The following is a 25,173-nucleotide window of genomic DNA, read 5'->3' as shown; positions in this document are numbered from 1 at the left end:
CCATGGAAACCCCTGATCCGGCACTGCGGCCCGACCGGCTTCCCGAGGATGCCGACCGTGCCCTGCGCCCACAGGCGCTGGACGAATTCATCGGCCAGGCCGAGGCGCGCGCCAACCTGCGCGTCTTCATCGAAAGCGCGAAGATGCGCGAACAGGCCATGGACCACGCCCTGTTTCACGGGCCTCCTGGGCTGGGCAAGACGACCCTGGCGCAGATCATGGCGCGCGAACTGGGGGTCAATTTCCGCATGACCAGCGGCCCCGTCCTGGCCCGGCCCGGTGACCTGGCGGCGATCCTGACCAACCTCGAGGCGCGGGACGTTCTGTTCATCGACGAGATCCACCGCCTGAACCCGGTGGTGGAAGAGGTGCTTTACCCAGCGCTTGAGGATTTCGAACTGGACCTGGTGATCGGTGAAGGGCCGGCCGCGCGCACCGTGCGCATCGAATTGCAGCCCTTTACCCTGGTCGGGGCCACCACGCGGCTGGGCCTGCTGACCACGCCGCTGCGCGACCGGTTCGGCATCCCTGTCCGGCTTCAGTTCTACACGGTGGACGAGTTGCACCAGATCGTCACCCGCGGGGCCCGGTTGCTGGGCATTCGCGCCCAGGACGACGGCGCCCGCGAGATCGCCCGCCGGGCGCGGGGGACGCCCCGGATCGCCGGGCGGCTGTTGCGCCGGGTGGTGGATTTCGCCCTGGTCGAGGGCGACGGCACCCTGACGCGCGAGATCGCGGATTCGGCCCTGCGGCGGCTGGGGGTCGATCACCTGGGGCTGGACGGCGCGGACCGGCGCTACCTGTCCCTGATCGCCGAAAGCTATCAGGGTGGCCCGGTGGGGGTGGAGACGCTTTCGGCCGCGCTGTCGGAAAGCCGCGATGCGCTGGAAGAGGTGATCGAGCCGTTCCTGTTGCAACAGGGCCTGATCCAGCGCACCCCGCGTGGCCGGATGCTGGCCCAGAAGGCCTGGGCGCACCTGGGCCTGCCCATGCCGCGCGCGACGGGACAAAGCGATCTGTTCGAGGGATGAGGGATTGGCGCGTCACGGCGGGTGCAGCGGGGGGCCTTCTGCCCCCCGTCGCCTGCGGCGACTCCCCCCGAGGATTTTTTCGGACCAAAGATGGGCAGGGCGGTGCATTGCCCTGGAGGCTGGACCTTTCCTGCCCGCGGGCCTAACCCTTCGGGCATGATACAGTCTGCTGTCGCCGGGTTTGGCCTGGGGCTTTCCTTGATCCTGGCGATTGGCGCCCAGAATGCATTCGTGCTGCGGGCCGGGTTGCGCGGAGCGCATGTCTTTGCCATCTGCCTGACCTGCGCGCTGAGCGATGCGGTTCTGATCGTCGCGGGGGTGGCGGGGTTCGGTTGGCTGATCGAGGCGGCGCCCTGGATCGGGCCGCTGATGCGCTGGGCCGGTGCGGCCTTCCTGTTCGTCTATGGCGCCCTGGCCTTTCGTGCCGCATGGCGGGGCGGTGGGCAACTCGAGGCGGCGCAGGCGCCGGTCGGCAGCCTGGGTTCGGCCCTTGCGACCTGCCTCGCGCTGACCTGGCTGAACCCCCATGTCTATCTCGACACGGTGGTTCTTCTGGGGTCGGTTGCGGCGCAGTGGCACCGCTGGGCCTTTGGCCTTGGGGCGGTCTGTGCCTCTTTCGTCTTCTTCTTCGCGCTGGGATATGGGGCGGGGCTGCTGCGCCCGGTCTTTGCCCGCCCGGGCGCCTGGCGGGTACTGGATGCGGGAATCGGATGCGTGATGTGGGCGCTGGCGGCGGGATTGGTGATGACATGAGCGATGATTTTCAACGGCAGACGGAACCGGTCGCCATGGCGCAGCCCCGGTCCGCCCCACCCCCGGCGGAGGGGGCGGGGCCGGTTGTCGGCGTGCTGTGGATGGTCATCACCGGCATCCTGTTCGTTGGGGTGACGGCGGTGGTCAAGCACCTGGGCGGGCGGATTCCGGCGGCCGAGGCGGCATTTCTGCGCTACGCCCTCGGGCTGTTGTTCCTGTTGCCGATGCTGCCGGCGTTGCGGGCGGCGCGCCTTGACCGGCGCGCGATCGGGCTGTTTTCGCTGCGGGGGGCGGCGCATACGCTGGGGGTTGTGCTGTGGTTCTTTGCCATGACGCGCATTCCCATCGCCGAGGTGACGGCGATGAACTATCTCTCACCGGTCTACGTGACCCTTGGGGCGGCGCTGTTTCTGGGCGAAAGGCTGGCGGCGCGGCGGATCATCGCGGTGGTCTGCGCACTGATCGGCGCGCTGATCGTGTTGCGGCCGGGAGTGCGGGCGCTGGACCCGGGGCATATTGCCATGCTGGGCACGGCGGTGTTCTTTGCCATGTCCTACCTGGTGGCCAAGGTGATGGCAGACCGCCAGAACCCTACGGTGGTGGTGGCCATGCTGTCGATCACGGTGACCATCGGTCTGGCGCCCCTGGCGGCGCTGAACTGGGTGACGCCCACGCTGATCGAACTGGCCTGGCTGATGCTGGTGGCGGTGCTGGCCACCTGCGCGCACCTGACGATGACCCTGGCCTTCCGCGCCGCCCCCGTGACGGTGACGCAGCCGGTGACCTTCCTGCAGCTTGTCTGGGCCTCGGCCCTGGGCTGGGCGGTGTTCGACGAGGGGCTGGACGGCTGGGTGATCCTGGGCGGCGTGATCATCCTGGGATCGGTCAGTTTCATCACCTGGCGCGAGGCGATGATGAAACGGCGCGCCACCCGGCTGGCCGCCGACCACCACTAGCCCTCAGGGCGCAAGCCGGTTCATTACCGAGGTGGGCGTGATCTGGCCCAGCTCCTTTCCGTCCTCGCGGACCGATATCGGTTCGGGGTCGGTTTCGAACAGCGGCAGGATATCCGCGATGGGTGTGTCGGCGGGCGTGCTGCGCCGGGTTTCGGCGGTGGCGGCATCCATGACGTCGCGCGCTGTCAGAACGCCAAGCGGGTTCATGTGCGCCACGAATTCGGCGACGTATTCGTTGGCCGGGGCCTGGAAGATGTCGCGCGGGGTGCCGTGCTGCACGATCCGCCCGCCCTCCATGATGGCGATGCGGTTGCCGATCTTGAAGGCCTCGTCCAGGTCGTGGGAAACGAACACGATGGTGCGGTTCAGCTTCTTTTGCAGGTCCAGCAATTCATCCTGAAGCCGCGCCCGGATCAGCGGGTCAAGCGCGCTGAACGGTTCGTCCATCAGAAGGATCGGCGCATCGGTGGCAAAGGCGCGGGCCAGGCCCACGCGCTGCTGCATGCCGCCCGACAGATCGCCCACCCGCCTGTCGGCCCATTCCGCCAGACCCACCAGCGCCAGTTGCTCTTCGACCTTGGCGTGGCGCTGATCCTTGGGCATCCCGGCCAGCTCCAGCCCCAGGCCGACGTTTTCACGCACGCTGCGCCAGGGCAGCAGGCCGAACTGCTGAAACACCATGGACACGCATTCGCGCCTGACCCGGCGCAGGTCGGCATTGCTGGCGTGGGTCACATCGCAGGTCCAGTCGCCATCGTTGATCGTGACCGACCCGCGCACCACCGGGTTCAGCCCGTTGACCGCCCGCAGTAGGGTGGATTTGCCCGACCCGGAGAGGCCCATGAGCACCAGGATCTCACCGGTCTGCACGGTCAGCGAACAATCGTGCACCCCCAGCACCTGGCCCGTTTCGGCCTGGATCTGCGCCCGCTCCTGGCCTGCGTCCATCAGGGGCAGGGCGGTTTCGGGGGTTTCGCCGAAGACGATGCTGACATTGTCGAAAATCACGGCCTCGGTCATTTGCGGTTCACCCTCAGCATACGGTCCAGCATGATGGCGACGACGACGATGACGAAGCCCGATTCAAACCCCAGCGCGGCGTTCACCGTGTTGAGCGCCCGCACCACCGGGATGCCCAGGCCGTCGGCCCCCACCAGTCCGGCGATCACCACCATCGACAGCGACAGCATGATCGTTTGGTTCAGCCCGGCCATGATCTGGGGAAAGGCCGAGGGCAGTTCGACCTTCCAGAGGATCTGGCGTTTCGTGGCGCCAAAGGCCTGCGCCGCCTCAAGCAGCGGCAGCGGTGTCTGCGCCACCCCCAGTTGCGTCAGCCGGATCGGGGCGGGCAGCACAAAAACGATGGTAGCCACAAGGCCCGCGAAGGTGCCGATGCCGAAGAAGATCACCGTCGGGATAAGGTAGACGAAGGTGGGCAGCGTCTGCATCAGGTCGAGAATGGGCTGCATCGCGCGGTAAAGCCTGGGGCGGTGCGCGGCGGCGATGCCGATGGGCACGCCCACCCCCATGCAGACGACGCAGGCCGACAGAACCAGGGTGAGGCTTTCCATCGTCGCCTCCCAGTAGCCCTGGTTCAGGATGAACAGGAACCCCAGCAGGACCAGAAGGCAGACCTTCCAGTTGCGCTGCAAGGCCCAGGTCAGTGCGACGAAGGCCGCAATGATGACAAGGGGCGGGGGCGCCAGGAACAGCCACAGGATGCCGTCGATCACGTCGTCCATGAAATCGGCCAGCGCATCGAAGAACCATGCGCCGTTGTCCTGAAGCCAGTCGAAGACGGCGCGCGCGCCCTGTCCGACGGGAATTTTCGCTTCGGTGATCCAGTTCATGTGGGGCGGGCATCCTTTGGAAAGGGGGTGAATTGTTGCAGGGGCGTCACGCGAACGTGCAACGGCGTTTGGTGCAAAATGTCGCGGGCTCTGCCAGCCTCGGGCGCGACAAACCATAAAAACAGGGAATGTTCCGGATGAAACCACTGCTGCTTGCCACCACCTTGACCATCGCGACCACGACAGGCGCCCTTGCGCAGGACTGCACCGCCGAGGGAGACGCCTTTGATCTTGATGCTGCGGCGGTCGCGGCGCTTTACGATTGCATCGAAGGAACGATGGCGGCGCAATATGCCGCCGAGGGCGACAGCGTGGGAACGCAGTATCGCGAATGGCAGGTCACCTCGACCCGCCCCGCGGTGGCCGGCCCCCATGGTGAGCGGTTCCTGCAGACCTTCGCCAATGACATCGCGGCCGAACAATACCTGAAGTTCGCCGAGGAGTTCGACGCCATGCCGGTCGGTGCGGTCCTGGCGAAAGAGAGCTTTTCGCTCAAGGATGGCAAGGCGCGGGTCGGGCCGCTGTTCATCATGACCAAGCTTGAGAAGGGCGGCGCGCCCGAGGCGGGCGATTGGCGCTATGACGCGCTTCAGCCCAACGGCAAGGCCATGGGCATCAGCCAGGGCTTTTGCGCCGGATGCCATCTGAACTGGGATTACCGCGACAGCCTGGCCTATCCGCTGGAAGAGGTGCGCCTGGGCGCTGAATAATGCGATCGGCCTGACGGGGAGGGCACGTTCCACCCTGTCAGGCCTTCTTCTTTTTCGCCCGGGGGGCAGGCAGATCGCCCCAGGTGGCGCGGATCAGCCCGGCCAGCCAATCGGCATCCTCGACCCGGTCTTCGGGCACGGCCAGGCTGGGCTTGGCCCCTTCGTAGGCGGGCTTTTCGGGAAGATCGACGCCATGGGCGCGACCGGCTGCCGTGGGTTTCACGAACAGCCGGTCGTTGCAGATGACGCCGATGAACTTGCCTTCGCAATAGACACCGTATTCCCCGAACATCGGGCGGGCGCTGACCGTGCCGGCGCCTGCCATCTGTCCGACGATGAAATCGACAGTGCCCTGTTGCGATGCCACGGGTTTACAACCCCAGGTCGGCACGCACGGCGGCTTCGCCCGGCTTGCCATCGACCGTGGCGACACCGTCAAGCCAGCCGGTCAGAACGCCGGGATGGGCGGTCAGCCACTCTGTGGCGGCGGCGCGGGGCGCCTTGCCGTCGTTCAGGATCGCGCCCATGATCTCGTTCTCCATCTCAAGCGAGAAGGCGAGGTTCTTGAGCAGGGTGCCGACGTTCTTGCACTCCTCGGTGAACCCGGCGGTGGTGTTGGTATAGACCGTCGCGCCCCCCAGGTTCGGGCCGAAGAAATCATCGCCACCGGTCAGGTATTCCATGTCGAAGGCGGCGTTCATCGGGTGCGGCTCCCACCCCAGGAAGACGACGGGTTCGTCCCGGCGGTTGGCGCGGGCGACCTGCGCCAGCATCCCCTGTTCGCTGGATTCCACCACCTCGAAGCCGGCCAGGTCGAAAGCGCCGCCCTCGATCATGTCGATGATCAGGCGGTTGCCGTCATTGCCCGGCTCGATCCCGTAGATCTTGCCCTCAAGCGCATCCTTGTGCGCGGCGATGTCACCGAATGACTTGATGCCCATGTCGGCGGCGGCCTTGTTCACGGCCAGCGTGTACTTGGCGCCTTCAAGGTTGGCGCGCACGGTGTCGACGGTGCCGGCCTCGCGGTAGGGGGCGATGTCGGCTTCCATGGTGGGCATCCAGTTGCCCAGGAAGACGTCGATGTCGCCATCGGCCATTGAGGTATAGGTCACCGGCACCGAAAGAACCTTGATGTCGGTGTCATACCCCAGCGCGTCCAGCACGACGGTGGTGGCGGCGGTGGTGGCGGTGATGTCGGTCCAGCCGACATCGGCGAAGGTGATGGTTTCGCAATCGGCCAGCGCGACACCCGCCGTGGCGGTCAGCGCAAGGGCGGAAAGGGCGGATTTCAGCATCATGGGAAGCTCCCTGGTTTTATTGATTGACGGGTCAGTTAAAATACATTTAGCCTTGTCTGGCAACACCCGGAGAGAGAAATGCCCAAGGTTGGGATGGAGCCTATCAGGCGCAACGCATTGGTCCAAGCGACGATACAAGAGATCGGGCAGGCCGGATCTCTGGACGTGACGGTGGGCCAGATCGCCCGCCGCGCCGGCATGTCGACCGCGCTGGCACATCATTATTTCGGCGGCAAGGATCAGATATTCCTGGCCGCGATGCGCCATATCCTGACGATCTACGGCGCCTCGGTGCGCGGTGCGCTGATCGGTGCGACCGACCCGCGCGACCGGCTGGAACGGATCGTGCGGGCCAATTTCGAACCGGGCAACTTTCGCCACGATGTCATCGCGGCCTGGCTGACCTTCTATGTCCAGGCCCATACCCTTCCCGAACCGGGGCGGCTCCTGTCGGTCTATCAACGGCGCCTGCGTTCGAACCTGCTGCATGAATTGCGCCCGCTTTGCGGTGGGCGGGCCGAAGACGTGGCGCGGCTTCTGGGCGCGCTGATCGACGGGTTGTACTTGCGGGCGGCCCTGGGCGAGGGGATGGAAGGTGAAACCGCGGCCGCCAGCGTCATGGACGTGGCCGACCGCCTGATCGAGAAGCGGACATGAACACGAAACCCTCTCCCAACATCCTGGTCTTCATGGTGGACCAACTGACCGGCACGCTGTTTGAGGATGGCCCCGCAGACTGGCTGCACGCGCCCAACCTGAAACGGCTGGCGGCGCGCTCGGCCCGGTTTTCCAACGCCTATTGCGCCTCGCCGCTCTGCGGGCCCAGCCGCGCGTCGTTCATGACCGGGCTTCTGCCCAGCAAGACGGGCGTCTACGACAACGCGGCGGCCTTCCCCTCGGACATGCCGACCTTCGCCCACCACCTGCGGCGCGGCGGTTACCAGACCTGCCTTTCGGGCAAGATGCACTTTGTCGGCGCCGACCAGCTGCACGGCTTCGAAGAACGCCTGACCACAGATATTTACCCGGCCGATTTCGGCTGGACCCCGGATTACCGCAAACCGGGCGAAAGGATCGACTGGTGGTATCACAACATGGGCAGCGTCACCGGCGCGGGCGTGGCCGAGATCACCAACCAGATGGAGTACGACGACGAGGTGGCCCATCACGCCACCCGCAAGGTCTATGACCTGGCGCGCGGCAAGGATGACCGCCCCTGGTGCCTGACCGTCAGCTTCACCCATCCCCACGACCCCTATGTCGCGCGGAAGAAATACTGGGATCTCTACGAGGATTGCGAACACCTGTCGCCCCGGGTTCCGGCCATGACCTATGACGACCATGACCCGCATTCGCAACGCATCTTCGACGCCAACAACTGGCGCGATTTCGACATCTCCGAGACGGACGTGCAACGCTCGCGCCGGGCCTATTTCGCCAATATCTCCTATCTCGACGACAAGATCGGCGAGGTTCTGACGGCGCTGGAAGGCACCCGGCAAGAGGCGGTGATCGTGCTGGTTTCGGATCACGGCGATATGCTGGGTGAACGGGGCCTGTGGTTCAAGATGAATTTCCTCGAAGGCTCGTCGCGGGTGCCGCTGATGATCAGCGGGCCGGGCGTGCCCGTGGGCCGGTTCGACACGCCGGTCAGCACGCTGGATATCTGCCCCACGCTCTGCGATCTCGCGGGGCTGGATCTGGCCCAGGTCATGCCCTTCACCGACGGGCAAAGCCTGATGCCGCTGGCCCGCGGCACGGTCCGCCATGAACCGGTGATGATGGAATATGCCGCCGAGGCCTCCTATTCGCCGCTGGTCGCTCTGCGTCAGGGGCGGTGGAAATACATCAACTGCGCGCTCGATCCCGAACAGCTTTTCGATCTTGAATCCGACCCCGACGAACTGACCAACCTGCTGGACGATCCGGCCCATGCGAAGACGCTCGAGAACTTCCGCCGGGCCGCTGCCGCCCGCTGGGACCTGGAGCAGTTCGACGCCGAGGTGCGCGCCAGCCAGGCCCGCCGCTGGGTGGTCTACGATGCCCTGCGCCAGGGCAGCTATGCCCCATGGGATTTCCAGCCGCGGCAGGACGCCGCGAACCGTTTCATGCGCAACCACATGGACCTGAACACCGTCGAAGAGACTGCCCGCTTTCCCCGGGGCGAATGACCCTGCCTTTTGCTGATGAAAATACCCAAACCATGCCCCATGATGCCCAGCCCACTGCCAGCCATTTCATCGACGGACAGTATGTCGAGGACGAAAGCGGCGATCCGATCGATTGCATTTATCCCGCAACCGGTGCGCAAATCGCCCGTCTGCACGCGGCTACGCCTGCAATAATCGAACAATCCCTCGCCGCCGCCGAACGGGCCGGCGCGCAATGGTCCGCGATGACCGGAACCGAGCGTGGCCGCATCCTGCGCCGCGCCGCCGACATCATGCGCGACCGCAACCACGATCTGTCGGTGCTTGAAACGCTGGACACCGGCAAACCCTATCAGGAAACCAGCGTGGCCGATGCCACCAGCGGTGCCGATGCGCTGGAGTATTTCGGCGGCCTTGCCGGCAGCCTGACCGGCGAACATATCCGCCTGGGCGAAGACTGGGTCTATACCGTGCGCGAACCGCTGGGCGTCTGCGTCGGGATCGGGGCCTGGAACTATCCCACCCAGATCGCCTGCTGGAAGGCCGCCCCGGCGCTGGCCTGCGGCAACACCATGGTGTTCAAGCCCAGCGAAACCACGCCGCTCTGCGCCCTGAAGGTGGCCGAGATCCTGATCGAGGCAGGCGCGCCGCCGGGTGTCTTCAACGTGGTGCAGGGCATGGGCGCGGTCGGCGCCGCGCTTGTCACCGATGACAGGGTGGCCAAGGTATCGCTTACCGGTTCCGTCCCCACGGGCCGGCGCGTCTATGCGGCAGCCGCCGAGGGCATGAAACACGTCACGATGGAGCTGGGCGGCAAATCCCCCATGGTGATCTTCGAGGATGCCGACCTGGAAAAGGCGGTTTCGGGCGCGATCCTGGGCAATTTCTATTCCTCCGGTCAGGTCTGCTCGAACGGCACCCGGGTCTTCGTGCAGCGCGGACTGCGTGACGCTTTCGTGGCGCGGCTGTGCGAAAGGCTGAAGGGGGTGGTGATGGGCGATCCGCTGGACCCCGCGGTGAATTTCGGCCCCATGGTCAGTGAACGGCAGATGCAAATCGTGCAGGGCTTCATCGAGAAGGGCCAGGCCGAGGGCGCGACCCTGGCCCATGGCGGCGGGCGGGCCGAACGCGAGGGGTTTTTCCTGGAACCCACGGTCTTTACCGACGTGACCGACGAGATGACAATCGCCCGCGACGAGATTTTCGGCCCCGTCCTGTCGGTGCTGGATTTCGACACCGAGGACGAGGTGATGGCCCGCGCCAATGCCACCGAATTCGGGCTGGCGGCCGGGGTCTTCACCCGCGATCTGACCCGCGCCCATCGCGTGGCGCAGGGGTTTCAGGCGGGCACATGCTATATCAACACCTACAACCTGGCCCCGGTCGAGGCGCCCTTCGGCGGCGTGAAGGCCAGCGGCGTGGGGCGCGAGAACTCGAAGGAAGCGATCAACCACTACAGCCAGGTCCGCTCGGTTTATGTGGCCATGGGCGATGTCGAGGCACCGTTTTGAACGGCGCTCATCGCTCCCTTTCGGTCGCTTTTCGCGATGAGGAACCGAAGGACCGAGGAGCAGGCTGATGGAAGCCGATTTCGTCATCGTCGGCGCGGGCAGCGCCGGCTGCGCCATGGCCTGTCGGCTGAGCGAGAGCGGCGCCTCGGTCCTTGTCGTCGAACACGGCGGCAGCGACGCGGGCCCCTTCATCCAGATGCCGGGCGCGCTGTCCTTTCCCATGAACATGCCCCGCTATGACTGGGGCTATTCCAGCGAACCCGAACCCAACCTCGGCGGGCGCCGCATGGCCACCCCGCGCGGCAAGGTCATCGGCGGCTCCAGCAGCATCAACGGCATGGTCTATGTCCGCGGCCATGCCCGCGACTTCGACACCTGGGCCGAGATGGGCGCCAGGGGCTGGGGCTTTGCCGATGTCCTGCCCTACTTCAAGCGCATGGAGCAGTGGCACCATGGCGGCCACGGCGGCGATCCCGGCTGGCGGGGCAGCGACGGCCCGCTGCACGTCTCGCGCGGGCGCCGCGACAATCCTCTGGTGCGCGCCTTCGTCGAGGCCGGGGTGCAGGCCGGATACCCCGCGACCGACGATTACAACGGCCGCCAGCAGGAAGGCTTTGGCCCGATGGAGGCGACCATCTTCAACGGTCGCCGCTGGTCGGCCGCCAATGCCTATCTGAAACCCGCCCTGAAGCGCCCGAACTGCCATCTGCTGCGTGCCCTGGCCTGTCGCGTGGTAATCGAAGAGGGCCGCGCCGTCGGGGTCGAGATCGAACGGGGCGGCCAGCGCCGGATCGTCCGCGCCCGGCGCGAGGTGATCCTCGCCGCCTCGTCCATCAACTCGCCCAAGTTGCTGATGCTCTCGGGCATCGGTCCGGCGGCGCATCTGGCCGAACATGGCATCACGCCTCTGGTGGATCGTCCCGGCGTGGGGGAAAACCTCCAGGACCACCTTGAACTCTACGTCCAGATGGCCGCGACCCAGCCGATCTCGCTGTTCCGCTACTGGAACCTTTTGGGCAAGGCCTATGTCGGGGCGCGCTGGCTGTTCACCGGCACCGGACCCGGCGCCAGCAACCAGTTCGAAAGTGCGGCCTTCATCCGCAGCCGCGCGGGCATCGAATACCCGGACATCCAGTACCATTTCCTGCCCATCGCCGTGCGCTATGACGGGCGGGCAGCCGCCGAGGGCCACGGCTTTCAGGCCCATGTCGGCCCCATGCGCAGCGCCTCGCGCGGAACCGTCACCCTGCGCAGCGACGATCCCAGGGCCGCGCCGGTGATCCGGTTCAACTACATGTCACAGGAACAGGATTGGGAAGAATTCCGCACCTGCATCCGCCTGACCCGCGAGATTTTCGCGCAACCGGCCTTCGCCCCCTTCGCGGGGCACGAGATTCAGCCGGGCAAGGCGGTGCAAAGTGACGAGGATCTCAACGCCGTGATCCGCGATCACGTCGAAAGCGCCTATCACCCCTGCGGCACCGCCCGCATGGGCGCGGCGGATGACCCCTGGGCGGTGGTCGATCCCGAATGCCGGGTGATCGGCGTCGACAGGCTGCGCCTGGCCGACAGTTCGGTCTTTCCCCAGATCACCAACGGCAACCTGAACGCGCCGTCGATCATGGTGGGCGAAAAGGCCGCCGATCATATCCTGGGGCGCGGCCCTCTTCCGGCCGAAAACGCCGAGGCCTGGATCAACCCGACCTGGCGCACGTCACAACGATAGGTCCATCTTTGGTCTTGAAATATCCTCGGGGGGGGCGTCGCGCAGCGACGCGGGGGGCAGAAGGCCCCCCTTCGGCCTCACTCCTCGGCGCCGCCCTCGACGTGGTCCTTGAAGCGGGTGAAGAATTCGTCCGACAGCTTGCGCGATACGCCGTCGATCAACCGGCTGCCCAGTTGCGCCAGCTTGCCGCCGATGGCGACATCCGCCACATAGGACAGCTCGGTGCCTTCTTCGACCTCGGCCAGAACCACGTTGGCGCCGCCCTTGGCAAAGCCGGCCACGCCGCCCTTGCCCTCGCCCGAGATGCGATAGCTTTCGGGCGGGTTCACGTCCGACAGGGTGACTTTGCCCTTGAAGGTGGCCTTCACCGGGCCGATTTTCTGTTTCACCACGGCCTCGAACCCTTCTTCGGGGCTGCCTGTCAGTTCCTCGCAGCCGGGGATGCAGGCGCGCAGGGTTTCGGGGTCGTTCAGATGCGCCCAGACGGTGGCGCGGTCGGCGTCGATGATGCGGCTGCCGGTGAGTTCCATGGAATCCTCCCTGTTTGACTAAGGGTTACAGAGCGGTGGGCGGGGCGTAAAGGCTCAACCGCCTATCCGCCCACGCGGTAGGGCAGGGTGGCGCGGCGGTCCGGGTCGATGGTAAGGCGCCGCTCCAGCGGCGGGACCGAGCGTTGGTGGCAATCCTCGCGTTCGCAGATCCGGCAGGACACGCCGATGGGTTCAAAGACGGCGCCCGGCGACAGGTCCAGCGTATCGGCATAGACCAGCGCCGGCGCATGTTTCACCTCGCACCCCAGACCGATGGCGAAGCGTCGGGTGGGGGCGGTGAAGCTGCCGCCCGACTTGCTGACGTCGCGGGCCAGGCAGAGATAGCGCAACCCGTCCGGCGTCTGCGCCAGTTGGCGCAAGAACCGCCCCGGCGTCTCGAAGGCCCGGTGGACGTTCCACAGCGGGCAGGCGCCGCCGAAACGCGCGAACTGCAACTGCGTGGCCGAATGCCGCTTGGTGATCGTGCCGGCCTGATCGACCCGCACGAAGAAGAACGGAATGCCCTTCGCCCCGGGGCGTTGCAGGGTTGAAAGGCGATGGGCCACCTGTTCGATGCTGGCGCCGAAACGGTCCGATAGCCGCTCCAAGTCGTGGCGGGTTTCCTGCGCCGCGGCCAGAAAGGCCCCATAGGGCAGAAGGGCGGCGCCGGCAAAGTAGTTGGCAAGCCCCAGCTTGGCGATGTCCCGCGCCTCGGAAGAGCGGAACCGCGCGAGATCGAGCGTTGCCTCGATCAGGTCGTCCTGGGTCAGCAGGGCCAATTGGTGCAAAAGCTGGAAGGCCCGGGTGGCGGGCGCGGCGCGGGCCGACAGGGTAAGGCGCCCGGCCGGGCCGTCGAAGCGGCGCAGCAGCTCGGTATCGGCGATCACCGTCTCGATGCCCCGGGCCTTCAGCGCTTCGACCGCGCGATGGGCCGAATCCCCGTTTTGTGCAAATCTCTCGGCTGCGCGGTCGACCGCGTCGATGTAATTGCCGCAATAGTGAAAGAAGTCGCGTACCTCTTCCCATGGGCTCTGCTGGACGGCGCGCCCGTCGCGGCCCAGGGCCTCATCCAGCGAGGCAAGCCTTTCATGGGTCTCGCGGTAACTGCGGTGCAGGTGCAGGAAGGCCCGCGCCAGGGCCGGTGCGTTCGATGCGGCCAGGCGCAGGTCGGCCAGCGGGGGCGGGTCGTCGGCGAAAACCGGGTCGGCCAGGGCTTCGCGCATGTCAGCCACCACGCGCTCGGCCTCGCCGCTGGTCAGTTCGGTCACGTCGAAGCCGAATTCGCCCGCCAGGCCCAGCACCACGCCGGTTGAGACGGGACGGTGGTTGTTCTCCATCTGGTTCAGGTAGGGGAGCGAAACGCCCAGCCTTTCGGCAAAGGCCTTTTGCGTCAGGCCCAGGCGCGTGCGGATGTCGCGCAGTTTCACACCGGCATAAAGTTTCTGGGTGGCCATGGCGCGCCTTTCGCAGAGCTTTGCAAAGCCTGTTTTGCCGTTGCAAAGCGCGGCTGGCAAGGGTCAGCTGCCGGTCATCGCCCTGTCGCGGCGCACGGTGTAAAGCGCGAAGGCCAGCGAAAGCGCCGCCGTGCCCGCCATGATCCACATCAGCGGCAGGGCGCCATGGCCCGTCTCAAGCGCGATGCCCGCCAGAACGGATAGTGCCGCGCCGCCGCCGATCATGATCGATCCGCCCAGCCCCGAGGCCGTTCCGGCAAGATGCGGGCGTACCGACAGCATCCCCGAGGTGGCGTTGGGCAGGACCATGCCATTGCCCAGCCCGACCGAGATCATGAAACCGAAGAAGACAAGCGGCCCGCCAAGCCCCAGCAGGAACAGCACCAGTGCGGCGAACAATCCGCCAGCGGCCAGGATCGCGCCGGCCAGGATCATGGCGTTGATCCCGTGGCGCACGGCATAGCGCCCGGTGATGAAATTGCCCACCATATAGCCGATGGCCGGCGCCCCGAAGAACAGGCCCAGCGTCGCCGGGTCCATTCCGAAGACATTGGTGCCGACATAGGGCGCCCCGCCCAGGTAGGCAAAGAAGGCGCCCGAGGTGAAGGCCGCCGTCAGGCAATAGCCCCAGAAGCGGCGCGAGCCGAGCAGTTCGGGATATTCGCGCATCTGTTCGCGCAGCGATGTGGTGCTGACCGCGGCGGTTTCGCCCAGGTCTTTCCAGACAAGCCACTGAACGAAAACGCCCATGGCCACCAGCACCCAGAAGCTGGCCTTCCAGCCGAAGGCCGAATCCAGCGCCCCGCCGATGGCCGGGGCCAGCATCGGCGCCACTGCCATGCCCATGGTGACATAGCCGATCATCGAGGCCGCCTGTGCCTGGGGAACCATGTCGCGGATCACGGCGCGGCTGAGCACGAGACCCGAGATCACGATGGCCTGGACGACGCGCAGGGCAAGGAAGATCTCGATCGTCGGCGCATAGATGCAGGCCAGCGTGGCGACAATGAACACCCCGCCCCCGAACAGGATGACAGGGCGACGGCCATAACGGTCGGAAATGGGGCCGATGAACAGCTGCAACACCGCGTTGCCGACCAGGTAAAAGGCCACCGACAGTTGCATCGTCGCGTAATCGGTTTCGAAATACGCGGTCATTCCCGGCAGCGAGGGCAGGAACATGTTCATCGCCAGGGCCGAAATCCCGGCCAGCAGGATCAGGGTGACGAGATGCGGGGGAGTGGTGCGATCAAGAAAGCGCACCTTCACGGTATTGGACATCGCAGGCAACCTATGGCTTGCCCGGGGTGGCGTCCAGAGGGATATCGCGCCGGGGTTGATTTGCAGTTTCGCGATTAATTGGCGCTGTCTGAGGCAGAATTTGCAAATTTGCGCGTTGCCGCTTTTCCCGATGGGGGCGAAGGCGTAAGACTGTTCGAAATGAAAACGGGGGGCGCGATGGCCGACATCCTGCAACAACTGGAACAGCGCCGGGCCGATGCGCGCATGGGCGGCGGGCAGGCCCGCATCGACGCCCAGCACGCCAAGGGCAAGCTGACCGCGCGTGAACGGATCGAGCTTTTGCTGGACGACGACAGTTTCGAGGAATTCGACATGTTCGTCACCCACCGCTGTACCGATTTCGGCATGGCGGGGGCCAAGGTGCCGGGCGATGGCGTGATCACCGGCTGGGGCACGATCAACGGGCGGCAGGTCTATGTCTATTCCCAGGATTTCACCGTGCTGGGCGGATCGCTGAGTGAAACCCACGCCGGAAAGATCTGCAAGATCATGGACATGGCGATGCGCAACGGGGCGCCGGTGATCGGGCTGAACGATTCGGGGGGCGCGCGCATCCAGGAAGGTGTCGCCAGCCTTGCCGGCTATGCCGAGGTGTTCCAGAAGAACGTGCTGGCCAGTGGGGTGGTGCCGCAGATCAGCGTCATCATGGGCCCCTGTGCGGGCGGGGCGGTCTATTCGCCCGCGATGACCGATTTCATCTTCATGGTGCGCGATTCCAGCTACATGTTCGTCACCGGCCCCGACGTGGTGAAGACCGTCACGAACGAGGTGGTGACGGCCGAGGAACTGGGCGGCGCCGCGACCCATACACGCAAGTCCAGCGTGGCCGACGGCGCCTTCGAAAACGACGTGATCGCGCTGACCGAAATCCGTCGTCTGGTGGATTTCCTGCCGCTCAACAACCGCTCGAAACCGCCGGTGCGCCCCTTCTTCGACGATCCGAGGCGGCTGGACCACAGCCTGGATACCCTGATTCCGGCGAATGCGAACACGCCCTATGACATGAAGGAACTGATCGTCAAACTGGCGGACGAAGGCGATTTCTACGAGATCCAGGAAGAATTCGCCCGCAACATCCTGACCGGTTTCATCCGGCTGGAGGGATCGACCGTCGGCGTGGTGGCCAACCAGCCGATGGTCCTGGCCGGGTGCCTTGATATCGACAGTTCCCGCAAGGCCGCGCGTTTCGTGCGCTTTTGCGATGCCTTCGAAATCCCGATCCTGACTCTGGTGGATGTGCCCGGCTTCCTGCCCGGCACGGGGCAGGAGTTCGGCGGGGTCATCAAGCACGGGGCGAAGCTGCTCTTTGCCTATGGCGAGGCGACGGTGCCCAAGGTAACGGTGATCACCCGTAAGGCCTATGGCGGCGCCTATGACGTGATGGCGTCCAAACACCTGCGGGGCGATCTGAACTATGCCTGGCCCACGGCGGAAATCGCGGTGATGGGCGCCAAGGGCGCGACCGAGATCCTGTATCGCGGGGAATTGGGCGACCCCGAAAAGATCGCCGCGCGTACGGCCGAATACGAAACCAGTTTCGCCAACCCCTTCAAGGCGGCCGAACGCGGGTTCATCGACGAGGTGATCCTGCCCCATTCGACCCGCAAGCGGGTCTGTCGCGCCTTTGCCTCGCTGCGCGGCAAGGCTTTGAGCAATCCATGGAAGAAGCATGACAACATTCCGCTGTGACCGCACCGGCGCGTCCCCGGCGGGCGTGCGAGGGGCCAGCCCCTCGCGCTCCCCGGGATATTTGAGGACCAAAGATGGGGGCGGGGGAACCGTCATGGGCGCCGGCGGGTTTTCCGTGAAAGGAGGCTGCCATTACCAAGGATCACGGACCGACCATCAAGGACGACGAGACCTATCAGGCCCTGCGCGACGACGGGGCGAGCAAGGAGAAGGCGGCGCGGATCGCCAATGCCAGGGCCGCGCCCGACCAGCATCCGTCGAAGAAGGGCGGAAAGGCACCGCCTTACGAGGAGTGGACCAAGGACGACCTGTACGAGCGGGCGCAAGAACTGGAGATCGAGGGGCGTTCGGACATGACCAAGGACGAGCTTATCGACGCCTTGCGCAACCACTGATCGGGCTGGCGCTTGCGCTTGGTCTGGCTGCACCTGTCGCGGCGCGGGTGGAGGTGCCTGTTTCCGTCCCCTCGCAACAGCCGGTGGTTCTGCTGGATGTGATCACCAATGTTCCGGGCGTCGGGCTGACCTATCGGTTCCGCTATCTCGCGCCGCATATCGGGGCGGGGGCGGAGTATGACCGCGACGTGGCGGACATGCAGCATCTTTGTGATTCTCATGCCCTGAAGCGGCTGAGCGGGATCGGCCCGGTTCCCAATCAGATCGTCATCACCCTTGCTGACCGCCCCGTGGCCTTCGGCGAAATGTCGCCTGAGGCGGTTCAGTTCTTCGAAGCCTACCGCCCCGGTGAAGGCATCTGCATCTGGGAGGGATTCTGATGCAAATACAAATACTTGAGAGATGCGAAGATTTTTTTGTCACGCGTGATGCAGGCTTGCCACAGGCGGTTTTGTTGCTGTTGGCCCCATATCAATCGAAATTGCCTTGCGGTATGGTCCGGCAAGGTTTCCCCGAGGAGGCCTGTACTTCGCAAAAGGGGCGGGCGGGTGAAACTATCCGTTTGGCCCTGAACCTATCTAGGAGCATACGATGTCCAAGAGCATCACTCTCGTTCTGGCACTGGGCCTTGTGGCCGGTGTTTCCGCCTGCGCAAAGAAGTCGGAAGAAGTTGTCTACGCAGACCCGGCGCCGATCTCGGTCGAGCCGACCTATACCGGCAAGTACAAGTAAGACTTGCCCGGCGGGGTGGGCCGTGGTGCCCGCCCCGACACCCCATGCGCCGCGCCTGATCGGGGGTGCGTCATGAGAGAGCCGATGGTCAAGCATCGCGGCTTTCCGGGCCGTTTGCCCGGCACCGATTTCCAGTTCACCCTGCGTCGTGCCAATCCAAAGGGGGCCACCCCCCTGGTTGCGCGCACGCGTTACCCAGACCGGCGACCCGCCGACAAGCGGGCCGACGAGGGTTTTCTGCTGGCCCTTTGCCAGCACTTCGGAGAAGAGCCCTTCGAGAGGGGCAACCTGGATGCCGGCCGCCTCGCCTGGCTGTTCGGGCGCGAGGTGCTGCCGGCGGAAGATCCTTTCGATCCGGCAAGTTACGAGGCCCTGCTGCGGGTGGATTTCGCCCGCGCCCGGGCGTCTTTTCCCGACATCTTCCTGGACTGATCGGCATGTTCCGGCCTTCGCCCCAGGGATTTCGGCGGAAACCGGCGCAACCGGCGCGGGCCGCGCAGATGCCGATTGCAACCGGCCCGCGACGGGGCATTGATACTGTTGGAGGGTCCGTTCACAGCACGGCGGGCGCTCTGGTTTGTCAAAACCGTTACCCTTCCCTTTCGTGGTTCGGTCCCTTGCGGACCGGGCCACGTTTTTTCGATGGCGGGGGGGCTTGCGGCGGCGATGGGAACCCGCTGAAAAGTGCAGAGTTGAATGAAAAGAACCATGACGGAGGCAGTCACACATGGAAAAGATCTGGATCGCGGGCATCGCGGCGACACTGGCCCTGGGGGCCTGCACCAACAACGCCGATCTCAACCGGGCGGCGGTTGGCGGGGCCGGTCTGGGCGTTGCCGCGGCCCTTACCAACAACGATGTGGGCACCGCGGTTGCGCTGGGTGCGGCGGGTGGCGCGCTGTGCGACGACGTCGTGCCCGAGCTTTGCCCGCGTTGAGCGTGCCCCGGCCCGGCTGACGCGCCCTCTTGCTGTTTCCAACGCCATCCCGGCCGCGCGCCGGGGTGGCGTTTTTCGTTTTCAGACCCTGCACGCGCCACATCCCGGCGGCGCGCCCGAAAGGATGGCTGCATGTTCAAGAAGATCCTGATCGCCAATCGCGGTGAAATCGCCTGTCGGGTGATCAAGACGGCGCAACGCATGGGTATTGCCACGGTGGCGGTCTATTCCGATGCCGACAGGGGGGCTTTGCATGTGCGCATGGCCGATGAGGCGGTGCATATCGGCCCGGCCCCGGCCAACCAGTCCTATATCGTGATCGACAAGATCATCGAGGCGGTGAAGGCGACGGGCGCCGAGGCGGTGCATCCCGGCTATGGCTTCCTGTCGGAAAACAGCAGGTTTGCCGATGCCCTGGCCGAAATCGGCGTGGCCTTCATCGGCCCGCCCGCCGGCGCCATCGAAAAGATGGGCGACAAGATCACCAGCAAGAAAATTGCTGCCGAGGCCGGCGTTTCGACCGTGCCCGGTTATATGGGCCTGATCGCGGATGGCGACGAGGCGGTGAAGATCTCGGGCGAGATCGGCTATCCGGTGATGATCAAGGCCAGTGCCGGGGGCGGGGGCAAGGGCATGCGCATCGCCTGGGATGAAAGCGAGGTGCGCGAGGGGTTTCAGAGCTCGAAGAACGAGGCGGCGGCCAGCTTTGGCGACGACCGGATCTTCATCGAGAAGTTCGTCACCCAGCCACGCCACATCGAAATTCAGGTGCTGGCCGACAGCCATGGCAACACCCTGTACCTGCACGAACGCGAATGCAGCATCCAGCGGCGGAACCAGAAGGTGATCGAAGAGGCGCCGTCGCCCTTTCTCGATGCCGAGACCCGCAAGGCGATGGGCGAACAGGCCTGCGCCCTGGCCGCTGCCGTCGGATACACCAGCGCCGGCACGGTCGAATTCATCGTCGACGGCGACCGGAACTTCTATTTCCTCGAGATGAACACGCGCCTTCAGGTCGAACATCCGGTGACGGAACTGATCACCGGCATCGACCTTGTGGAACAGATGATCCGCGTCGCCCATGGCGAGGCGCTGAACCTGCGCCAGGAGGATATCGCGCTGAACGGCTGGGCGATGGAGTGTCGTCTTTACGCCGAAGACCCCTATCGCGGCTTCCTGCCCAGTATCGGGCGGCTGACCCGCTATCGTCCGCCCGCCGAGGTGGCAACCGCCACCCATGCCGTGCGCAACGATACCGGCGTCTTCGAGGGCGGCGAGATTTCCATGTATTACGACCCGATGATCGCCAAGCTGTGCACCTGGGGGCGTGACCGGGCCGCCGCCATCGAAGGAATGCGCGTGGCGCTGGACAGCTTCGAGGTGGAAGGCATCGGGCACAACCTGCCCTTCCTGTCGGCGGTCATGGATCATCCGAAATTCGTCAGCGGCAAGATCACCACGGCCTTCATCGCCGAGGAATACCCCGAGGGGTTCGAAGGGGCGACACTGCCCGAGGCCGAGCTGCGCCGCGTGGCCGCCGCAGCCGCCGCCATGTACCGCGTGACCGAGATTCGCCGCACCCGCGTTTCGGGGCGGATGGACAACCACGAACGCAAGATCGGCACCGACTGGGTGGTCGATCTGGCCGGGCAACATTACGATGTGTCGATCGATGCCGACAAGGCGGGCGCGACGGTGAACTTTCCCGACGCGCCTGCAATGCGGATCGAATCCGATTGGACGCCGGGCGACGCCCTGGCGCGGCTGAAGGTGGATGGCGCGCCGCTGGTCCTGAAGGTGGGAAAGATCACCAACGGTTTCCGGTTGCGCACCCGGGGGGCCGACATTGCCGTGCGGCTCTATTCTCCGCGCCAGGCGGAGCTGGCGGCGCTGATGCCGAAAAAACTGCCCCCCGACACCAGCAAGATGCTGCTGTGCCCGATGCCCGGGTTGATCGTTGCAGTCAACGTGGCCGAGGGTGACGAGGTGCAGGAGGGCCAGGCGCTGTGCACCGTCGAGGCGATGAAGATGGAGAACATCCTGCGGGCCGAACGGCGCGGGGTGGTGGCCAAGGTGAACGCTTCGGCGGGCGACAACCTGGCGGTGGATGACGTGATCATGGAGTTCGAGTGATCCGATGCCCCAGGCCCCGACGCCCATGGTATGCCTGCGGGTCAGGCCCGCTCAGTTGCCCAGGGCGCTTTCGTTCATCTCGCGCTGGCGCATGGGCATCTTGTCGATCACGCGGGTCAGTTCGCGCACGTCCCAGGGCAGGGGCTTGCGCAGCTTGACCTGCCCGTCCTTGCCCAGCAGCGCCAGCATGAAACCGCGTGGCCGCAGCTTCAGCCGTATCTCGGATCTGCCCGCCGGATCGGTATCGGTGATCAGCACCACGTCGCGTTCGGCCAGCGCGCCGGGGCGGGCGGCGAAAAGGCGGATCTGGTCCTGGAAGGACGGATCGGCCTCGGTATTGGCGAAGACGACGACGGGCCGCGCGATCCACTGGAAATCGGCCAGCGAGATTTCGGCGCCCTTGAACACCGTCGTGGGATCGGCCTGCCAGCGTTCGAGGGCCGAGGGCGTTTCGGCCGACTGGGCAGCGGCCGACAATCCGGCCAGGGCAAGGGTTGCAGAAACGGCAAGGGCAAGAAGCGTGCGCATGGGTTCTCCTGTTCCTGTCAAATGTAGGGCGCGCGCGGCAGAATTCACAGGGGGCAATCGCCACGGCGTGTGCTCCGGCAAGGGGGATGTGCGATGAGCGACTGGAAAAAGACCGCCGAGCGGGAATTGCGGGGCCGTCCGCTGGAGGATCTGACCTGGCACACCGCCGAGGGAATCGCGGTGAAACCGGTGCATGACGCGGGGGATGCGCAGGGCCTGCCGCACCTGGGCGGGATGCCCGGCCTGCCGCCCTATACCCGGGGGCCGAAGGCGACGATGTATGCCGGGCGGCCCTGGACCATCCGCCAATACGCCGGGTTCTCCACCGCCGAGGAAAGCAACGCCTTTTACCGCCGGGGCCTTGCGGCGGGGCAGCAGGGGGTTTCGGTGGCCTTCGACCTGGCCACCCATCGCGGGTATGACAGTGACCATGAACGCGTCGAGGGCGATGTGGGCAAGGCCGGCGTCGCCATCGATTCGGTCGAGGACATGAAGATCCTGTTCGACGGCATCCCGCTGGACCAGATCAGCGTTTCCATGACGATGAACGGCGCGGTGATCCCCGTGCTGGCCAGCTTCATTGTGGCGGGTGAGGAACAGGGCGTGGAGCGGGCGCAGCTTTCAGGGACCATCCAGAACGACATCCTGAAAGAGTTCATGGTGCGCAACACCTATATCTATCCGCCCGAACCCAGCATGCGGATCGTCGCCGACATCATAGATTACACCGCCCGCGAGATGCCGCGCTTCAACTCGATCTCCATCAGCGGCTATCACATGCAGGAGGCGGGGGCGAACCTGGTGCAGGAGCTTGCCTTTACCCTGGCGGATGGCAAGGAATACGTGAAAACCGCCGTGGCGCGGGGGATGGACGTGGATGCCTTCGCCGGGCGGCTTTCGTTCTTCTTTGCCATCGGGATGAATTTCTTCATGGAGGCCGCCAAGCTGCGCGCCGCGCGGTTCCTGTGGCACGAGATCATGCAGGAGTTTTCACCGAAGAAGCCCGGCAGTTCCGTGCTGCGCACCCATTGCCAGACCAGCGGTGTCAGCCTGGCCGAGCAGGACCCCTACAACAACATCGTGCGCACGGCTTACGAGGCGATGAGCGCGGTTTTGGGCGGCACCCAGTCGCTGCACACCAACAGCTTTGACGAAGCCATCGCCCTGCCCACCGATTTCTCGGCCCGGATCGCGCGCAACACCCAGTTGATTTTGCAGAATGAAACCGGGGTGACGAAGGTGGTCGATCCGCTGGCGGGGTCCTATTACGTGGAGAAGCTGACCGGTGATCTGATCGACCAGGCGCGCGCCCTGATCGCCGAGGTGGACGAGATGGGCGGCATGACCAAGGCTGTCGCCAGCGGCATGCCCAAGCTGCGCATCGAGGAAGCGGCCGCGAAAAGGCAGGCCGCCATCGACCGGGGCGACGAGGTGATCGTCGGGGTCAACCGGTTCCGCCTGGAAAAGGAAGACGACCTCGATATTCGCAGCATCGACAACGCCGGCGTGCGCACATCGCAGATCGCCCGGCTTGAGAAGATCCGCGCCGGCCGCGACCAGGGTGCCTGCGACGGCGCGCTGGCCGCGCTGGAGCAGGGGGCGCGCGACGGCACCGGCAACCTTCTGGCGCTGGCGGTCGAGGCCGCCCGCGCCCGCGCAACCGTGGGAGAGATCAGCATGGCGATGGAAAAGGCATTCGGGCGGCACCGTGCCGAGGTGAAGACGCTGGCCGGGGTCTATGGCGCGGCCTACGAGGGCGACGAAGGCTTTGCCGCGATCCAGAAGGACGTGGAAGCCTTCGCCGAGGAGGAAGGCCGCCGCCCCCGGATGCTGGTGGTCAAGATGGGCCAGGACGGCCACGACCGGGGCGCCAAGGTGATCGCCACCGCCTTTGCCGACATCGGGTTCGACGTGGACGTGGGCCCGCTGTTCCAGACCCCCGAAGAGGCGGCGCAGGACGCGGTCGACAACGACGTGCACGTCATCGGGATTTCCAGCCAGGCGGCGGGGCACAAGACCCTGGCGCCCAAGCTGATCGCGGCGCTGGAGGCGGCGGGCGCGGGTGAGATCCTGGTGATCTGCGGCGGGGTGATTCCGCAGCAGGATTACGCCTTCCTGCGTGACGCGGGGGTGAAGGCGATCTTCGGCCCCGGCACCAACATCCCCGAGGCGGCACGCGATATCCTGAAACTGATCCGCGCGGCGCGGGGATGAGGGCGGGCAGGGGGGCTGTCTGCCCCCCACGGTCGGCCTTGCCGACCTCCCCCCGAGGATATTTGCAGGACCAAAGATGGAGGCGGCGATGGGCAAGCGGCGGATGATCCTTCTGGGCATGGCGGCGGCGGTGGCCTGGGGAATCGCGACCGTCTGGGTGGGGGTGACACAGGTGAACCTGCCGGTCTTTTCCCTGCTGCCCGCGCTGGCCTTTGCCTTCCTTCCGCCGGGGGTCGTTTTGCTGGTGATGATCGCGCGGCTGGCGGCGGTGCGGTTCTTCGATGACGGGCTGATCGACGGGCAGGCCTTTGCGCCGGGATCGGCACCATGGGTCGATCAGCGGGTTCTGACCAATACCGTTGAACAATTGGTGCTGGCGCTGTGCGTCTGGCCGGCCTGCGGATACCTGTTGCTGGGGGATGGGCCGGGGGTTCTGGTGGCGCTGGGGGTGGCCTTTGCCCTGGCGCGGGTGGCATTCTGGATCGGCTATCGTGCCGCGCCGCCCTTGCGCGCCTTCGGCTTTGCGGCCACCTTCTCGGCGACGGTTGCGGCCCTGCTTTGGGCCGGGCTGCGATATCTGGTGTCATAGGAGGCGAAAGTGGAACTCGATCATCTGGTGATCGTCGCCGAGAGGCTGGACGATGGTGTGGCCTTCGTCGAAGACCGCTTCGGCGTACGCATGGCCCCGGGTGGCGCCCATGCGGCCATGGGAACGCATAACCGGCTGCTGTCGCTGGGGCCGGGGCTATACCTTGAGGTGATCGCGATCGACCCGGCGGCAAGGGCCCCCGGGCGGGCGCGGTGGTTCGACATGGACAGGCTTTCGGGGCCGCCCCGCCTGACCAACTGGGTCGTGCGCTGTGACGACATGGACGAGGCCCTGGCCGACCTGCCCATGGAGGGCAGCGTCATGGAGCTGAGCCGGGGTGATCTGTCGTGGCAGATGGCGGTGCCCGACGATGGCGTGACACCCTTCGCTGGCCTGGCGCCGGGGCTGATCCGCTGGCACGGCACGGCCCATCCCGCCGCGCGCCTGCCCGATGCGGGGTGCCGCCTGCGCGCCCTTACCGTTGCGCTTCCCGATGCGGGGGGGCTGCGCGCCGCTTTGGGCGATCTTGACGGGCCGGTGGCCATCAGCTCGGTCGATCCGTCGGGATTGACCGCCGTCTTCGACACGCCGCGCGGTCGCGTCACCCTTGGATAGCCCCCGGGGTGGAATGCCGCAGGTGCAAGAAGGCCGCTGACACCATCCGGCGGGCGGGTTAGGATCGGGG

The 25,173-nt window shown here is 65.8% G+C and carries 26 protein-coding genes; 18 read left to right on the top strand and 8 right to left on the bottom strand.

Translation table 11 applies throughout. From position 1 onward, the window contains the following. The first annotated feature begins 2 nt into the window (after window positions 1-2). The 3 genes from ruvB (at window position 3) to H7828_RS03060 (ending at window position 2,740) form a co-directional block, all read left to right on the top strand. Complete coding sequence (gene ruvB / locus H7828_RS03070) at window positions 3-1,031, top strand: Holliday junction branch migration DNA helicase RuvB (protein WP_226779467.1); 1,029 nt, start codon at window positions 3-5, stop codon at window positions 1,029-1,031. A gap of 156 nt (window positions 1,032-1,187) precedes the next feature. Continuing rightward, window positions 1,188-1,784 (top strand): LysE/ArgO family amino acid transporter, encoded by a 597-nt coding sequence (locus tag H7828_RS03065; RefSeq protein ID WP_226779466.1) that lies wholly within the window; start codon window positions 1,188-1,190, stop codon window positions 1,782-1,784. A gap of 35 nt (window positions 1,785-1,819) precedes the next feature. Further along, complete coding sequence (locus H7828_RS03060; protein ID WP_226779751.1) at window positions 1,820-2,740, top strand: DMT family transporter; 921 nt, start codon at window positions 1,820-1,822, stop codon at window positions 2,738-2,740. Window positions 2,741-2,743: 3 nt separating this feature from the next. Here the strand turns inward: H7828_RS03060 and choV are convergent, their stop codons facing one another. Both choV and choW read right to left on the bottom strand, forming a co-directional pair. After that, window positions 2,744-3,760 carry a choline ABC transporter ATP-binding protein gene (gene choV / locus H7828_RS03055; protein WP_226779465.1) on the bottom strand — a complete coding sequence of 339 codons (1,017 nt, stop codon included), beginning with the start codon at window positions 3,758-3,760 and terminating at the stop codon, window positions 2,744-2,746. Continuing rightward, entirely contained in the window at window positions 3,757-4,590 is an 834-nt protein-coding gene (choW, locus tag H7828_RS03050; RefSeq protein ID WP_226779464.1) for a choline ABC transporter permease subunit, read from the bottom strand. The genes choV and choW overlap by 4 nt, the downstream gene beginning before the upstream one ends. A 137-nt stretch (window positions 4,591-4,727) precedes the next feature. On the opposite strand from choW, the gene H7828_RS03045 reads away from it, so the two are divergent. Beyond that, window positions 4,728-5,300 (top strand): cytochrome P460 family protein, encoded by a 573-nt coding sequence (locus tag H7828_RS03045; RefSeq protein WP_226779463.1) that lies wholly within the window; start codon window positions 4,728-4,730, stop codon window positions 5,298-5,300. A gap of 37 nt (window positions 5,301-5,337) precedes the next feature. Here the strand turns inward: H7828_RS03045 and H7828_RS03040 are convergent, their stop codons facing one another. Together H7828_RS03040 and H7828_RS03035 are read right to left on the bottom strand one after the other, a co-directional pair. After that, on the bottom strand, window positions 5,338-5,667 hold the full coding sequence (locus H7828_RS03040) for a TfoX/Sxy family protein (protein WP_226779462.1): 330 nt from the start codon (window positions 5,665-5,667) through the stop codon (window positions 5,338-5,340). A gap of 4 nt (window positions 5,668-5,671) precedes the next feature. Further along, complete coding sequence (locus H7828_RS03035) at window positions 5,672-6,598, bottom strand: choline ABC transporter substrate-binding protein (RefSeq protein ID WP_226779461.1); 927 nt, start codon at window positions 6,596-6,598, stop codon at window positions 5,672-5,674. A gap of 78 nt (window positions 6,599-6,676) precedes the next feature. On the opposite strand from H7828_RS03035, the gene betI reads away from it, so the two are divergent. The 4 genes from betI to betA all read left to right on the top strand — a co-directional run bounded on the left by betI (window position 6,677) and on the right by betA (window position 11,985). After that, window positions 6,677-7,255, top strand: a complete 579-nt coding sequence (gene betI / locus H7828_RS03030; protein ID WP_226779460.1) for a choline-binding transcriptional repressor BetI — start codon at window positions 6,677-6,679, stop codon at window positions 7,253-7,255. Further along, window positions 7,252-8,769: a choline-sulfatase gene (gene betC / locus H7828_RS03025; protein ID WP_226779459.1), complete on the top strand. Its 1,518-nt coding sequence runs from the start codon at window positions 7,252-7,254 to the stop codon at window positions 8,767-8,769. The genes betI and betC overlap by 4 nt, the downstream gene beginning before the upstream one ends. A gap of 32 nt (window positions 8,770-8,801) precedes the next feature. After that, a complete protein-coding gene (gene betB, locus H7828_RS03020) occupies window positions 8,802-10,259 on the top strand; it encodes a betaine-aldehyde dehydrogenase (RefSeq protein ID WP_226779458.1) in 1,458 nt (485 codons plus the stop codon). 67 nt (window positions 10,260-10,326) lie between these two features. Next, window positions 10,327-11,985, top strand: coding sequence for a choline dehydrogenase (gene betA, locus H7828_RS03015; RefSeq protein WP_226779457.1), 1,659 nt, complete (start codon window positions 10,327-10,329; stop codon window positions 11,983-11,985). Between the two features lie 77 nt (window positions 11,986-12,062). Here betA and H7828_RS03010 read toward each other — a convergent pair whose 3' ends face one another. From H7828_RS03010 to H7828_RS03000, 3 genes are all read right to left on the bottom strand, one after another. Beyond that, window positions 12,063-12,515 (bottom strand): SRPBCC family protein, encoded by a 453-nt coding sequence (locus tag H7828_RS03010; protein WP_226779456.1) that lies wholly within the window; start codon window positions 12,513-12,515, stop codon window positions 12,063-12,065. A 62-nt stretch (window positions 12,516-12,577) separates the two neighbouring features. Continuing rightward, window positions 12,578-13,969: a helix-turn-helix domain-containing protein gene (locus H7828_RS03005; RefSeq protein ID WP_226779455.1), complete on the bottom strand. Its 1,392-nt coding sequence runs from the start codon at window positions 13,967-13,969 to the stop codon at window positions 12,578-12,580. 63 nt (window positions 13,970-14,032) lie between these two features. Further along, window positions 14,033-15,250 carry a multidrug effflux MFS transporter gene (locus H7828_RS03000; protein WP_226779454.1) on the bottom strand — a complete coding sequence of 406 codons (1,218 nt, stop codon included), beginning with the start codon at window positions 15,248-15,250 and terminating at the stop codon, window positions 14,033-14,035. Window positions 15,251-15,427: 177 nt separating this feature from the next. Between H7828_RS03000 and H7828_RS02995 the strand changes: the two genes are divergently transcribed. From H7828_RS02995 to H7828_RS02965, 7 genes are all read left to right on the top strand, one after another. Further along, a complete protein-coding gene (locus tag H7828_RS02995) occupies window positions 15,428-16,960 on the top strand; it encodes an acyl-CoA carboxylase subunit beta (RefSeq protein ID WP_226779453.1) in 1,533 nt (510 codons plus the stop codon). Window positions 16,961-17,091: 131 nt separating this feature from the next. After that, window positions 17,092-17,355, top strand: coding sequence for a DUF7218 family protein (locus H7828_RS02990; protein WP_226779750.1), 264 nt, complete (start codon window positions 17,092-17,094; stop codon window positions 17,353-17,355). Window positions 17,356-17,402: 47 nt separating this feature from the next. Beyond that, entirely contained in the window at window positions 17,403-17,735 is a 333-nt protein-coding gene (locus tag H7828_RS02985; protein WP_425354924.1) for a DUF6497 family protein, read from the top strand. Window positions 17,736-17,946: 211 nt separating this feature from the next. Further along, window positions 17,947-18,087, top strand: a complete 141-nt coding sequence (locus H7828_RS02980) for a hypothetical protein (RefSeq protein ID WP_226779451.1) — start codon at window positions 17,947-17,949, stop codon at window positions 18,085-18,087. Window positions 18,088-18,171: 84 nt separating this feature from the next. Then, window positions 18,172-18,519 (top strand): hypothetical protein, encoded by a 348-nt coding sequence (locus H7828_RS02975; RefSeq protein ID WP_425354931.1) that lies wholly within the window; start codon window positions 18,172-18,174, stop codon window positions 18,517-18,519. A gap of 295 nt (window positions 18,520-18,814) precedes the next feature. Then, entirely contained in the window at window positions 18,815-19,024 is a 210-nt protein-coding gene (locus H7828_RS02970; RefSeq protein ID WP_226779449.1) for a hypothetical protein, read from the top strand. Window positions 19,025-19,156: 132 nt separating this feature from the next. After that, window positions 19,157-21,157: an acetyl-CoA carboxylase biotin carboxylase subunit gene (locus tag H7828_RS02965; RefSeq protein WP_226779448.1), complete on the top strand. Its 2,001-nt coding sequence runs from the start codon at window positions 19,157-19,159 to the stop codon at window positions 21,155-21,157. A gap of 51 nt (window positions 21,158-21,208) precedes the next feature. Here the strand turns inward: H7828_RS02965 and H7828_RS02960 are convergent, their stop codons facing one another. Further along, window positions 21,209-21,685: a DUF4174 domain-containing protein gene (locus H7828_RS02960; protein WP_226779447.1), complete on the bottom strand. Its 477-nt coding sequence runs from the start codon at window positions 21,683-21,685 to the stop codon at window positions 21,209-21,211. A 93-nt stretch (window positions 21,686-21,778) separates the two neighbouring features. On the opposite strand from H7828_RS02960, the gene scpA reads away from it, so the two are divergent. From scpA to H7828_RS02945, 3 genes are all read left to right on the top strand, one after another. Next, window positions 21,779-23,899, top strand: coding sequence for a methylmalonyl-CoA mutase (gene scpA, locus H7828_RS02955; protein ID WP_226779446.1), 2,121 nt, complete (start codon window positions 21,779-21,781; stop codon window positions 23,897-23,899). A 76-nt stretch (window positions 23,900-23,975) separates the two neighbouring features. Beyond that, window positions 23,976-24,488 (top strand): MAPEG family protein, encoded by a 513-nt coding sequence (locus H7828_RS02950; RefSeq protein ID WP_226779445.1) that lies wholly within the window; start codon window positions 23,976-23,978, stop codon window positions 24,486-24,488. A 9-nt stretch (window positions 24,489-24,497) separates the two neighbouring features. Beyond that, the gene (locus tag H7828_RS02945; protein ID WP_226779444.1) at window positions 24,498-25,103 is read left to right on the top strand and encodes a VOC family protein; all 606 of its coding nucleotides are present in this window, start codon (window positions 24,498-24,500) and stop codon (window positions 25,101-25,103) included. Window positions 25,104-25,173: the final 70 nt, after the last annotated feature.

Source organism: Oceaniglobus trochenteri (assembly GCF_020529025.1).
GTDB classification, from domain to species: Bacteria; Pseudomonadota; Alphaproteobacteria; order Rhodobacterales; family Rhodobacteraceae; genus Oceaniglobus; species Oceaniglobus trochenteri.
Note: the sequence above shows the minus strand (reverse complement) of the source record. Positions and strands in the feature narration are given on the sequence as shown.